The following is a 12,414-nucleotide window of genomic DNA, read 5'->3' as shown; positions in this document are numbered from 1 at the left end:
GCTTTTGTTCCTTGCTCGGCCTGTGCGTGCAGATTGCATAAACCCGATATGGGTGTCAGGTCAGGAATTCCAACGCACGCGCAAAGACGCCGGGATCAACATTTCCGCCCGAGGCGACAACTATCACGTCATCCCCTTCGATCTGTTCATTGCGGAAGAGGGCCGAGGCCAGCGACACTGCGCCGCCCGGCTCCAACACGATCTTGAGGCGCAAAAAGGCCAGCGCCATGGCGTGCAGTGCCTCGTCCTCGGTCACGGATAGGCCGGGGCCGCAGAGGCGGTTGAGGATTGGAAAGGTAATGTCACCCGGTTGCGGGGTAAGGATTGCGTCACAGATATTGCCTGCAGTTGCAGGATTGCCTTGGATCTGCCCCGCCTCCAGCGAGCGCTTGACGTCGTCGAACCCGTCTGGCTCGCACGGACGTGCGCACAGGCCAGGGGCGTGCGCCTCAAGCGCGAGCGCGATGCCCGACGTTAGACCGCCGCCGCCGCAACAGACCAGAACGTCGGCATTGCTCACGCCTGCGGCTTTGGCTTGGCGCGCGATCTCGAGCCCGGCAGTGCCTTGCCCTGCGATGACTTGGGGTTCGTCGTAGGGGCGGATCAGGGTCAGTCCGCGTTCTGAGGCCAGTGCATTTCCAATCTCTTCGCGGCTTTCCGTGGCTCGGTCGTACAGAACAACTTCACCGCCCAAGGCACGCGTGTTGTCGATCTTCAGCTGCGGCGCGTCCGAAGGCATGATGATGACCGAGGAGATTCCGTGCTTCGCCGCCGCCAAGGCCACCCCCTGCGCATGATTGCCCGAGGAATAGGCGATCACACCGCGCTGTCTTTCCGCCTCGCTCAACGCCGAGATGGCCGACCACGCGCCGCGGAATTTGAAGCTGCCGGTGTGTTGCAGGCATTCGGGTTTGACCCACACCCGCCGCCCGGCGATTTCGTCCAGAAAGGGTGAGGTCAGAAGGGGCGTCTCCCGAACATGCCCTTTCAGCCGATGGGCAGCGGCTTCGATCAGCTCTAGTGTACTCATGCTTGGTCCAGAATCTTGCGAATAACGGCGAGGGATTGCGGCTCGTCCAGAAAAGGCACATGGCCGCGATCCGGGACTTCAGCCGTGATCAGGCCCGGGTGGCGGGTCTGCATCTGTTTCAGTGTTTCTTGGCTCAGGATGTCCGAGTTTGCGCCACGTAGAACGCCCGTTGGAATGCCCTGTAGCGCCTCGAAGAAGGGCCATAAGTCCGGCACGGGGCCAGCTGCGGCCTGCTCCAATAGGGCCGTGCGCAGGGCCGGGTCATAGCGCAAGGCCAGCCCCTCCGACGTCTCGTGATACTGGTTCTCGGCCTGTATGCGCCAAGTTTCCAAGGGGACTCCGGGGAAATGCGGCTCCATCACTGCCTTCAGGACGGCGGCGGCCTCGTCAAAAGTCTTGGAGTTGGGTGCTACGCCCACGTAATTCATGATCCGAGCGATACCTGAGGCTTCGATCACCGGACCCACGTCATTGAGGATCACGCCCGCCAGCCGGTCCGGCTGCAGCGTCGCGAGCGTCATCGCAACCATCCCGCCGCGCGACGTGCCCAAAACCACCACTCGGTCAAGGTCCAGATGGTCCAGCAGCTCGACGACATCCTGAGTTTCGCGCAGGACGTTGTAGTTCGCGTGGTTCGGATCATGATCCGACTGCCCGCGCCCCCGCGCATCCAATGTGATCAGGCGGGTATCGTCCATATGCGGTGCGAGAAGCGAGAAATCGCGCCCGTTGCGCGTCAGTCCGGCCAGACAAAGAAGAGGAACGCCAGCGCCACTATCCACATAGTGCAGCCGAATCCCGTCAGACGTTTTGAATTCACCCATTACAGCCCGGCCAGTTCGGGGATTGAGGTCAGGTCAGACAGAACATGCGCCGGTTTCCACGGCAGTCGATCCATCGGTTCGCCAGCGCGATTGACCCATGCGGTAACAAAGCCGTATCCGCTTGCCCCGGCAGCGTCCCAACCGTTGGAACTGACGAACAGAACCTCATCGCGGGCACATCCGAACCGGCCCTGCACAAGATCATAGACCTTGGCGTGGGGTTTGAAGATACTGACGCTTTCGACTGAAAGCACATCGTCCAAAATATCGCCAATACCGGCCGATTGCACCGCGCCATCTAACATGGGAGGCGACCCATTCGACAGAATCGCGGTTTGCAGCCCGCCTTGTTTCAGCGTCTTTAGCATCTGGGGCACCTCGGGATAGGCGCGTAGCTCCCAGTAAAGATCCAGCAGCCGTTGGCGCAGCTCGGCGTCCCCTTGCAACCCCGTCGCCTCGAGCGCCCAGTCCAGCCCGTCTTGTGTGACATCCCAGAAATCGCAATGAGCGTCTGCGACGGCGCGCAGCCATGTGTATTGCAATTGCTTCAGCCGCCAGTGATTTGCCAGATCCGGCCAAGTATCGCGGAGCGCCTCAAAGCCCGGCTCGACAGCGGCCTGACGAGCCGCAGCCGCCACATCGAACAATGTGCCATAAGCGTCAAATATACAGGTCGTGATTGCCACTAGCTCTCTCCCCTTTTTCTGGCGCAAGTTGGCACAAGAGGGCGGTGCAGGAAAGAGCCAAGGTCCGACAACATTTTGTCAGGCGCGGGCTAGTTAGGCGTATTGCCAGTAGCTGTTTGCACTTTTGCCGAGGCAAGAGGGCAGTTGTTTTTCTAGCAGTCTCATTGCTAAAGAGACGTGCCCATACCCTGCCGCTCGAGGGAGCAAAACCAATGCGATTTAGATATAGTTGTGAAATTTGGTGGAGTTCTGGGGAGCAAGTTCGAACACTCTGATAGAGGAAGTTCTACGCTGGGATAAGCACTTTGCAGGTCTCAAAGGCAGTTGAACTGAATTTCCTAAAGTCCGTAGGTTAGGGAATAACTTGGGGGTGTCCGCAAGCCGTGTTGGTCCGCTATGCGGACAGAGCGGTCGTCTGACCACTTTCCCCAGATGACGGCTATCGGTCTTCAACGCAATCTTTGGACATCCGCGTTGTCTTTCAATGCTATCCGCATGAAACGGGTCGTCTCGCTGAGACGGATTGGGGTATCAGAACATAACAAACAATATTCTTGGGACAGTTCGAAATGGCCAAAACTCCCACGCCTACCTTGGATTTGAACTCCACCATCATGCTGCTACTGCTGGCAGCGGTATGGGGTGGATCGTTCTTCTTCGGTGAAATAGCACTGCGTGAAGTTCTGCCACTCACCATCACCCTCCACAGGGTAATTTGGGCCGTGCCAATTTTGGCGTTGATTGTGCTCCTCAAGGGAATTGCTGTTCCTCGATCCCTGCGGGTCTGGGGTGCCTATCTGGTGATGGGTGCGCTCAATAATGCTATTCCCTTTTCGTTGATCTTCTGGGGGCAGACACAGATTGAAAGTGGGTTAGCTTCCATTCTGAACGGGACTACCGCCATGTTTGCCGCAGTTGTTGCAGGTCTGCTGCTTCCTGATGAGCCTTTGACGGCAAAGAAAATTTTCGGTGCAGCTTTGGGTATTGCGGGGGTGGCTTTCATCATGGGGCCGAGCGCTTTGACCGAATTCAATCCCAGCAATCTGGCTCAGCTCGCCATCCTTGGCGCTACACTGTCCTACGCATTTGCCGGTGTTTGGGGTAAGACCGCGCTTGCTGGTCAGCCGCCGCTCATGAACGCGCTCGGCATGCTGATCGGCAGCACCTTGTTGATGATCCCGATTGTGCTTGTCTTCGACGGTCCACCCAATCTTGCGCTCTCCGCAGGTGTTTGGGGCGCTCTATTGGGCATGGCCGCATTGTCCACTGCACTGGCATATTTTCTCTATTTCGCCATTCTCGTTCGGGCCGGGGCCGCTAATCTGCTGCTGGTCACCTTGCTCATCCCTCCCTTCGCAATTGGGCTCGGCGTTATGTTCCTTGGCGAAAATATGGGGTTCGAAGCATGGATCGGTTTTGCAATTATTGCATTGGGTTTCGCGGTGACGGACGGACGCCTATTTTCATTCTTCGTTCAAAAACCTTCGACCAAAGCGGACGTTGGTCGATCTTAGGCACTCGACAGTTTCGGCTCTGTGCAGACGTTCGCTGATTTTTGGTGAGTGTCTGCTGAATCGCGTTTAGCAGCCGTTCGAAGCCGTTGATTTGAAATTTCCAACCCGAACGTCGGCTTTCACCAGCAGCAGCCGTTCGTAAAAAATCGCCGAAGGTCCGAGTCGCGGGACTAAGCAGACGAGCGATCAATATCGTAAGCTGGCTTTGGCCTAAACGGCACGGGCACCTCAATGGCGGGATCGTACTGACAGTAGCCGAAATGCATAGGCACTGATACTTTCGGCACTGAAGTCACCCTGCGAGGTAAGAAATGAAGAGATACTGGTCATTTGCCGCAACCATGCTTCTATCTGTTTCCGCAACGGCAGTAAGTGCCACGGAAGACATTCGACTTGTCGTGCAGATAACAGTGGATGGCCTGCGTGGAGATTTGATTTCCCGGTACAGCGCCTCTTTTGGAGATGGAGGGTTTTACAGACTTCTGAAAACCGGTGTCTGGTACACCGACGCTCACCATAGACACGCCAACACCGAAACTATTGTCGGCCACGCGACTCTTGCGACTGGGGCATACCCCTCTGAACATGGAATGATTGGCAATGCCTGGTTTAACAGGAGTGAAGAGCGTTTGGGGTACAATATTGAGGACCCGAACTTTCCAATGCTAGCTGTTACCGGCTTTGGGGGTGAGGTCGATCAAGTTGACCCAACACAGGCAGCCGCTACGACCTCAGGCCGTTCGCCTGTTAACCTGCTGGCCACAACTTTCGGAGATGAATTGTCGAAGTCCAATGCGGGCCGATCCAAAGTGTTTTCTGTGTCTGGCAAAGACCGTTCGGCGGTTGCAATGGCCGGACATGTCGGCAAGGCCTTTTGGATGTCGACGGCCACTGGCGCGTTTGAAACAAGCACGTACTATTATGACGCATATCCTGACTGGGCAAACGATTGGAACGCCAAGCGCCCGGCAGATACGAAAATCGAGAGTGAATGGTGGCCGGAATGCTCGGACGCGCCCTACCTGATGGACAAAGAGGAACGTCCATTCGTAACAAATCTCGGCACGTTCGGTCGTACTTTCCCACATTTCTATGGGACGCCGGAAGATGGGCTCTATTACACACAGGTCCTGGTTTCACCGCATGGAGATCGGATCACGGCGGATTTTGCAAAAACTGTTATCAAAGAAGAAGAACTAGGCCTTGACGAGTGGCCCGACTACCTCTCCATCAGTTTCTCGGGCGTGGACGCAACCAACCATTTCTTTGGACCAACCAGCCTGGAAAATGAAGAAATGGTGCGCTGCTTGGACGAGACGCTGGCAGATTTTTTCGCCTTCCTGGATCGAGAAGTCGGACCCGAGAATGTACTTTACGTGCTTTCCGCAGATCATGGCATGCCCGAAGCCCCGGAAGAGATGGCTCAAGCCGGACTCACGACTTTCCGAAACTCCACCGACGTACTGATGGCGGAGGTAAATACCACTATTGCTGATGGATTCGGTGTTGAAGGCGCGATTCAGTTCTTTTTTCGTCCATATGTTTATCTCGACCACAACGCTATATCGTCGGCAGGCGCCGACCTCCGGTTGATCGAACGGCGCGTCGCCGAAAGGTTAATGGCCGAACCGGGTATTGAGCTTGCCATGCCGACTGTACCGCTCGCTGAACAACAGGGTCACACGCTGCAGAACCAAATCCGGCGCAATTACCACCCAACACGCTCTGGAGACATTTACGTTGTGCAGACGCCGTATTCATTTTTGTTTGAGGATGGTCCGATTGCCGTAATGCACGGATCACCTTGGCGCTATGACACTCACGTTCCGATCATCTTCTCTGGGCCCGACATCAAACCGGCTAGAGTAAGTCGCCCAGTTTCAACAGTGGATGTCGCTGTTACACTGAGCAATTTTTTGGGTATCAGCCAACCTAGCAGCGCTGCTGGTGAACCGTTAATGGAAATTGGCCCTCCGAGTCCTTAAGGTGGTAGTACTGGGCTCAGTGCAGTCATTCGCTGCAACTTGCTTGAACGACTGCTTTGCGGAAAATTTTTACTAAAGCGGAAAATGCGTCTTCTTGCTTCAGCCCGTACAAGTGTTGCTAAGAACGCTTTTCTCCTAGGTGCGCGATACCCGAAGCCAGTAGTCGTCTCGCCTCGTAGAGTTCACGCTGACCAGACATCAGGTTTGGAGGCAGAGCACCTATCTTTTCAGAATGCTGGATTGATATCTCTAACCTATCAGCCGCTTCGATTGCGGCTTTTAGTGCAGCCTTGATGGCGGTCCTATCGGAATTGGGCAAGTGAGTTCCAGCCATTCCTCCGCTGTCTGTCCATGACCCTCTCTTCATTTTTGTTCCTCGCTCAGGCGGCCCCATTTTGGTAGCAGTGACTTATCTATTGCGGCGGTCGTGCTATCCGTACGTCGCATTTCCTCGACCTCCGCACGAAGTGCGGACAGTTCTTCAAGCCCTTTGAGCTGGGCGTGACGACCCAGGACATCCTGAAGAAGCAATGCCTGTTGCAAGCTGATTTCGCCCCGCGATGCTGCAGTTGTGGTCCGCTCTGATGCGACGAGGATATCTTCAATAGAGCTCAATTTGTTCTTGTCAGCCAATTGAACGAAGTCAGAGCGTGCAGGAGGCCGAACCCGATCAACGAGCCATTGGGCTACGGTTGGATTGCCGTTATCAAGCTCGTCGGAAATTACGTCAGTGGCGCGCCCGAGCATCTCTTCAAGCCGTTCGCCCGCAAGCCGTGCTGCACGTGCTTTAATGCCATTTGCGCCCCGCGGTCGGCCGGTTGACTTTGGCGGTTTGTGCCCGGGCAGGAACTTGCCATCCGGGCCGCGTTTAGCTTGTTGCTCGTCGTGGGGCATAAAACCGTCAATCCCGTCATTTATACGTCAATAATACTGACATAATAGCTTAACTTTGCGTTCTTGTCACTGTCTTGGGATTGACCCGTGGGTTACGGAGTTCGAGAGCGAGGCTTTCCGCTCCTTTGAGTGAAAAACCAAATCGGCTGTTGCATTCCCACAAAGAAATCAAGACGTGAGGATACCTCCAAGGCCATCTGGCATCACATGCTCAACGCTCAATTCCTTAGTTACAAGACATGCGACACACCTAGGATGCTCCCACTCAATTCTCAATTTCAGTTCCTCAATGTTGAATGCGCGTTGGCCAAGTTGTCTGGATGAAGGTGATAGCACCGCGCGACATAAAGGTTTTGGACTGCCAAATTGGTTTCATTAGCCCAAGTGACAGCAGTTGAAATCAGCAGAATTCAGTAATACGTGGGGGTTAGTGTGGGGTTGAGAGCCCCTGACACGCAAAATGCGCAGTGTTTTCAAGAAGGTTTTGGTGGAGCCTAGGGGATGCGATCCTGAGGTGGTAGGTTTCAATTAAATCAGTAGCTTACGTATAATCTGTATCTTGCGCTGTAACAACCCACTGTAACACTTTTCGATCATCACTGCTTATTTGCTGGAACGCCAAGCTCTCACCTTGTCAGTAAGATCAGGACCGGCACTTAGCCCCCAGAGGACCCCGATCCCGGTAAAAACGAAGACCCCGGCAACGGCCACAAACGGACCTCCGACGATACCTGTTCCACCGCCTATCAAGAAGCCGATCAACCCGCCTGTGATAGCACCAATCACCCGTGACTTTCTCACTGTTCACTTTCCTGTTTTGTGCGTAGCGTCTTGCTGATCTCAACCAAGATACCCAGCGCCACGCCGACGAAGATAGCGATCATCCCCTCGTTGATTGCCTCACCTGTGTTTGCAGCGGCCAGAATTTGTCGGGCTGCGGCTTCGTTGTCTTCTGCACCAAATGCCAACAGAAACCCTACTACCACCCGAAAACCCCCGAGTGCCAACAAGAGCCACGCGATAATTGATCCTAGTCTTGTAAACGTCATACCTGTTTCTCGTTCCATAATGTCCAGCCTGTTCGAGACGAGGCTTGGCAACCTGTACTTGTAAGTGCCTGTATCAACCACCTGAGTTGCTTGTGCAATCCGTTCAACTAGCGCGAACGAAACGCTGCTATGGTCTCCGGCTAGTGCTGAGCTAAGCGGTTTGCATATTTGGCAGTTTTGCTTTCCTAATATCCCCGCAGATTGAATTTCGCTGACCGCATTTTGATTGAGATGAAATTCGACGGGAGGGAGTAAGTGGCCGAAAACGCGGAAACTGAAGAAGGCACCATTCCTCGCCCACCCCAAGAAGTCCTTGATGCAGTATTTGAACAGGTCCTGGTAATTACGCCTGAGCCAATTCTGGGGCCACTTGCGTCAGTCTCGAAGGGTGGGGAGCCGTGGCGAGATAGTTTTTTAGCAGCAGAGGCCGGACTGCGAAGCGTAATCAGTGCGGCTTCACTTCCGTTTTGGCTCATAAATCACTCTGTATTTGAGCGACACTTTGATCGTTTGCACATGGCACAGCGCATTAGCAGTCTGAAAGGCGTACCGCCGGGCAGCGGGCTTACAAAGGCGCACGAGGAAACAGCTTGGGCTGAAGCGAAGCAACAAATGGACGAGTTCGCCAACAGTAGACTTGGTGGTGAGGCGTTACGCAATGCTACCCTTCTTGAAATCTTTCAGCATTTGCAATCAGATGAGGTAAAGACCGCCGCTAAAGAACAACTTGTCCAAACTCTAATTTCCACATGGACTGTGTTCGAGAGTTTCGCCCGATCTTTTGCTGTCCATTGGATTAACGAAGACCCGTCGAGAGCAGCCCCGGTCATTTCATCGCCAGACTTGCGCGATTTCTTCGGTAAACAGACGGTGGATTTTCAGACGATTGGCGACCACGGTTTCAACCTTTCTCAGTCCATGGGATCGGTGATTTTCCACGGGAGGCGACTTGACAACCTCAAGGCGATCAAAGGAGTGATGAAGGCGCTTTTTAGCGATGACGAAGTCCAAAGAAATCTGAGTAGCGATCTTTGGATACTAAATCAGAGACGCAACCTTTTCGTCCACAACAGGGGTGTTGTCGATGAGCATTACTTGGCTCAAACTGGTGAGAGCGTCGCACTGGGTAGGCAACTCACTTTGACAAGCGTCGACGTGGAGAGGCACCTTCGTTCCGTTCAATCAGCGATACTCAATATTTCTAAAGCTGCTGTCGCCCACACCTGAACAAAAGCAAGCTCCGATCAGATTATCCGCGTAAACTAGGCTTTATGCTCTACAGGGCTTTTAGCTTTTTCTGTGGCCCACAAGTTCAATAGGTCAGAATTATCCGATGCCCAAAACTGTCCGTCGGGTGTCACCACAGTATGTATCGTTTTGCAGATTGGGTGCGCAACTCGCGTTGAAGCCCAAGAGAAAAGCCGTGCTTCGACTAGCCGGTCAGCGAATACCACCAGATTTACTTTAGCTTCCTCGGCTGCGCTGAGAATATCTTTGTTGTCTAAGTCGAGACCTCCTTCCATCACAAACAATTGGAGTAGAACGGACTCTTCCAGTGAAAGCGCGAACGGCGTCCACTCGCCGTTTTCCCGCTCGGCAAGTTGCTCACTGGTCAGTGACACAGCGTAATACATCCATCCGCGCCGTTGCTCTTGTACGACAAACTCACCTGTAACAAGCGGCGCGATGGCTTCAACGCTGAGGCTATCGTCTACAGGAAACTGGGCGTGAAACTGGTTGGCTAGCCGTGTCCAGATCATCTCCAGAAGCAGCGCAAATGGTGCTTTGGACGTGGAGCCAAATAGGTCCCATCTCCCGTTGTCGTGGATCGGAGCTACAAATGGATGCCCGGTCAGCTTGATGATAGTGTTTTTGCGGCAGATGATCAGGTTGGGGAGCAGACCGGGGGCTGCCGCGCCGCCTTTTATTGAGTCGACAGCGTCTAGAAACGCCGCTCTGAGGCCCGGTTCGTCTACATAGCCTTCATAGCCGAACACAACCCGTAAAGGCGCTAACTGTTCATGTGCAATAGTCCGTAGTATCTCGCCCCCCTGACCTTCCAAGTCATTGATTTCGTCGGGAAACGGGGAGCGACCCATAGCTTTCTCAAAGGCTTGAAGTGATGGGCCGAGGTGAGGTTGCATGTCTGACGAACGCAACAGCTCCACCTGTAGCTCAGACACACGGGACATCTTGGCGATGCTGTCGGCCAGCTCAGCCGCGTATAGGTTCTTCTTCACCTCAAAGACTGCCAAGACATCTTTGATTGGCCACGCCCACTTTTCCGTCTTTGGAATCCTGTGGCCACTGTCACCCATGACGAGCATTGCGTCGGTTTGATTGCTGTACGTGCCGTCTTTACCCACCACGAAGCCGTCTAAAAGCTTCAGGTTTAGAGCCTCGGGTATTGCTCGTTCCAACAGCTCACGGGTAAGGCCCTCGTACATATCACCTATTGTCGGCCCGTGTTTGACCTGCTCTTCTGATAGGATCGTTACTTCTTTGGCTTGGAGCTGTTCGAGAAATTCGGCGAAGGAGGTGATCATTAGCTAACACGATCCTTTTTATGCGGCCTACATCAGATAGGCGCGTTTCTTCGTGGTGAGGCAATTCCTACCTGTGACAACCTGTGACTGCTAGCGGCATTCTGGCCAAAACCGCCCTAGGCTTCGTCGTGGTCAATGTCGGGTAGTACATGGTGGTCGAATGCCGCCAGCGGAACGAACCAAACAGCCACCACAGCTAAAGCCCACCAGCCGAAGCTCTTAGCCGCCACGAAGACCACAGGGAAAAACGCGGCATTCCAAGCCCAGAAGAAGATAGCTTTAGCTAACCCAGCTGTTCTTACGGTTGACCTGAAGGCTGAACAAAGCAGGGTCAGGAGACCTACTGCGATCACCAGCGCAACAAGCTGAGCTAAGGGGTTGTCTGGCGAGATGAAGAAATCGGGGTCTGATGGGTCCATGTGCTTGATCTGAGTTTGTCATTTTGTTGTAAACACGAGCAAACATGCAACTCTTGCTTGTGAGATGCTAGAGCGCTGGAGACAAAATTGATAAATTCAAACCTGCCAACGGACAACCTCTACAAATTCATGGCGATAGCTGGATTGGTGGTCTTCTTGTTTGGCGGTTATACATTTGTCGTCAGTGTTCGGGACAGCCAATCAGCTCTTTGGCAGCGACTCACGGAGACACGTATTCTTGAGTTGGAGCAAGACAGGGTCGAGAGCTGGATAGCTGGGCTGGCGGAGAGAGTCGCGTTAGCGGAAGAGGACAGCGAAGTAAGCGAACGTGCGCTATCGAGGTTGATGGATGAACACGCGCGAATTGCGGCGGCAAACGCGACCCTCAGCAATAGGCTTACCAAAGCCAAAGAGAACAGATTGCTGGCAGCCAACGAGAACACATGGGCTTTGATCCTGCAGGTCAGCGGCTTTCTGTGTGCGAGTTTTGGGGCCTTGCTGGCATTCATTGGCTTCTCCCTGTGGTACAAGAGAGTGCAAGTGTATCAAGACAGAGCGCTAAAGAAGGCAGCCAAAAGCAATACACCCTGACGGCCTTTTTGGCACCGAACAATACAAATCAGAAGACAAGCACAAGATTAAAGACCCCACTTGGCCAAAGCTGCCTCTGCGGCTGCTGGGTCTTTCCTGATACGAAGGATTGTCTGGCGGGTTAGTGATGTTGCCTTAGCGATCTCTGAGGCACCTGCGCCCGTTGATAGCATGTCAACCACGTCTGTAAGCGTCTTCCGGTCGTAGCTGGGTTTCTTGCCCCGGTACTTGGTTTCGTCTTGCCGCGCAGCCTCTATGCCTGCCTTCTGGGCCTCCTTTGTGGCTTCAGCCTGAGCTTGAGCTGTGGCTGCCATAAAGGCTATCAGTGCGTCCCTCACGGCTTCCTGCATGGGGTCTGTTGTTGCCCCGTCGAAGGTGAGGTTATTGATCACTGTCCGCACGACAACACCCTGTCGCATGAAGTGTCTGATCGTGTCGGTTACGTCTTGGTAGTTGCGGCCCAAGCGATCCACCCAGCGGACCACCAGCGTGTCGCCATGTCTCAACTTATCATATAGCCGCTTCCCGTCGGGTCTTTCTTGCAGCGTCGTGCTGACACCTGACACCCCGTGGTCGGATACCACCTCGTCGATCTCAAACCCAGCAGCCTCAGCTTGTGCCCGCTGATGGTCTAGCGTCTGGTCAGCAGTCGAAACTCGTGCGTACAGAATGGTCTTGCTCATGTCGTCCTCGTGTCCGGTTGGGTGATGTACGTTGATAGTGATGTACGAATACGTAAGTCAACCCTTACGGACAGCCTTTGCCGCTTCCGCGTCAATGTACGTGGAGGTATACCCTTACGGCCAACCAAGCAACAAGCGTTTTAGAGCTGGTTGGGGAAGTTCGAGACCTCCCCGCTCTGTGTTTTCATTTCAA

At 54.1% G+C, this 12,414-nt stretch carries 12 protein-coding genes; 4 read left to right on the top strand and 8 right to left on the bottom strand.

What is annotated here, in order from left to right; translation table 11 throughout:
• Nucleotides 1–55 precede the first annotated feature (55 nt).
• The 3 genes from ACR3FB_RS12850 to ACR3FB_RS12840 are packed head-to-tail and all read right to left on the bottom strand — an operon-like array spanning nucleotide 56 to nucleotide 2,540.
• A complete protein-coding gene (locus ACR3FB_RS12850) occupies nucleotides 56–1,030 on the bottom strand; it encodes a threonine/serine dehydratase family protein (protein ID WP_170472180.1) in 975 nt (324 codons plus the stop codon).
• A complete protein-coding gene (locus ACR3FB_RS12845; protein WP_480563349.1) occupies nucleotides 1,027–1,854 on the bottom strand; it encodes an alpha/beta fold hydrolase in 828 nt (275 codons plus the stop codon). Before ACR3FB_RS12845 ends, ACR3FB_RS12850 begins: the two co-directional genes overlap by 4 nt.
• Nucleotides 1,854–2,540: a haloacid dehalogenase type II gene (locus tag ACR3FB_RS12840; protein ID WP_480563351.1), complete on the bottom strand. Its 687-nt coding sequence runs from the start codon at nucleotides 2,538–2,540 to the stop codon at nucleotides 1,854–1,856. Before ACR3FB_RS12840 ends, ACR3FB_RS12845 begins: the two co-directional genes overlap by 1 nt.
• Nucleotides 2,541–3,109: 569 nt before the next feature.
• On the opposite strand from ACR3FB_RS12840, the gene ACR3FB_RS12835 reads away from it, so the two are divergent.
• Nucleotides 3,110–4,054, top strand: coding sequence for a DMT family transporter (locus ACR3FB_RS12835; protein WP_480563353.1), 945 nt, complete (start codon nucleotides 3,110–3,112; stop codon nucleotides 4,052–4,054).
• Nucleotides 4,055–4,365: 311 nt separating this feature from the next.
• Entirely contained in the window at nucleotides 4,366–6,039 is a 1,674-nt protein-coding gene (locus tag ACR3FB_RS12830; protein WP_480565674.1) for an alkaline phosphatase family protein, read from the top strand.
• Nucleotides 6,040–6,402: 363 nt separating this feature from the next.
• Here ACR3FB_RS12830 and ACR3FB_RS12825 read toward each other — a convergent pair whose 3' ends face one another.
• Entirely contained in the window at nucleotides 6,403–6,933 is a 531-nt protein-coding gene (locus ACR3FB_RS12825) for a hypothetical protein (RefSeq protein WP_480563357.1), read from the bottom strand.
• Nucleotides 6,934–7,730: 797 nt separating this feature from the next.
• On the bottom strand, nucleotides 7,731–8,000 hold the full coding sequence (locus ACR3FB_RS12820) for a hypothetical protein (protein ID WP_480563359.1): 270 nt from the start codon (nucleotides 7,998–8,000) through the stop codon (nucleotides 7,731–7,733).
• A gap of 237 nt (nucleotides 8,001–8,237) precedes the next feature.
• Between ACR3FB_RS12820 and ACR3FB_RS12815 the strand changes: the two genes are divergently transcribed.
• A complete protein-coding gene (locus ACR3FB_RS12815) occupies nucleotides 8,238–9,209 on the top strand; it encodes a hypothetical protein (RefSeq protein ID WP_480563361.1) in 972 nt (323 codons plus the stop codon).
• Nucleotides 9,210–9,244: 35 nt separating this feature from the next.
• Here the strand turns inward: ACR3FB_RS12815 and ACR3FB_RS12810 are convergent, their stop codons facing one another.
• Entirely contained in the window at nucleotides 9,245–10,528 is a 1,284-nt protein-coding gene (locus ACR3FB_RS12810) for a DUF6602 domain-containing protein (RefSeq protein WP_480563364.1), read from the bottom strand.
• 116 nt (nucleotides 10,529–10,644) lie between these two features.
• A complete protein-coding gene (locus ACR3FB_RS12805) occupies nucleotides 10,645–10,947 on the bottom strand; it encodes a hypothetical protein (RefSeq protein ID WP_480563366.1) in 303 nt (100 codons plus the stop codon).
• An 87-nt stretch (nucleotides 10,948–11,034) separates the two neighbouring features.
• Between ACR3FB_RS12805 and ACR3FB_RS12800 the strand changes: the two genes are divergently transcribed.
• Nucleotides 11,035–11,538, top strand: a complete 504-nt coding sequence (locus ACR3FB_RS12800; RefSeq protein ID WP_480563368.1) for a hypothetical protein — start codon at nucleotides 11,035–11,037, stop codon at nucleotides 11,536–11,538.
• Nucleotides 11,539–11,585: 47 nt separating this feature from the next.
• Here the strand turns inward: ACR3FB_RS12800 and ACR3FB_RS12795 are convergent, their stop codons facing one another.
• Nucleotides 11,586–12,221, bottom strand: coding sequence for a recombinase family protein (locus tag ACR3FB_RS12795; RefSeq protein WP_480563371.1), 636 nt, complete (start codon nucleotides 12,219–12,221; stop codon nucleotides 11,586–11,588).
• Between the last annotated feature and the right edge of the window lie 193 nt (nucleotides 12,222–12,414).

The organism is Ruegeria sp. AO1 (assembly GCF_056535985.1).
The sequence above is the reverse complement of the archived record's forward strand: the minus strand, read 5'-3'. Positions and strand labels throughout refer to the sequence as shown.

Excerpts from the sequence above, each read along its gene's own strand:
- ACR3FB_RS12835 (WP_480563353.1), top strand. The coding sequence starts at position 3,110 with ATGGCCAAAACTCCCACGCCTACCTTGGATTTGAACTCCACCATCATG.
- ACR3FB_RS12795 (WP_480563371.1), bottom strand. The coding sequence starts at position 12,221 with ATGAGCAAGACCATTCTGTACGCACGAGTTTCGACTGCTGACCAGACG.
- ACR3FB_RS12845 (WP_480563349.1), bottom strand. The coding sequence starts at position 1,854 with ATGGGTGAATTCAAAACGTCTGACGGGATTCGGCTGCACTATGTGGAT.
- ACR3FB_RS12850 (WP_170472180.1), bottom strand. The coding sequence starts at position 1,030 with ATGAGTACACTAGAGCTGATCGAAGCCGCTGCCCATCGGCTGAAAGGG.
- ACR3FB_RS12825 (WP_480563357.1), bottom strand. The coding sequence starts at position 6,933 with ATGCCCCACGACGAGCAACAAGCTAAACGCGGCCCGGATGGCAAGTTC.
- ACR3FB_RS12810 (WP_480563364.1), bottom strand. The coding sequence starts at position 10,528 with ATGATCACCTCCTTCGCCGAATTTCTCGAACAGCTCCAAGCCAAAGAA.
- ACR3FB_RS12805 (WP_480563366.1), bottom strand. The coding sequence starts at position 10,947 with ATGGACCCATCAGACCCCGATTTCTTCATCTCGCCAGACAACCCCTTA.
- ACR3FB_RS12830 (WP_480565674.1), top strand. The coding sequence starts at position 4,366 with ATGAAGAGATACTGGTCATTTGCCGCAACCATGCTTCTATCTGTTTCC.
- ACR3FB_RS12820 (WP_480563359.1), bottom strand. The coding sequence starts at position 8,000 with ATGGAACGAGAAACAGGTATGACGTTTACAAGACTAGGATCAATTATC.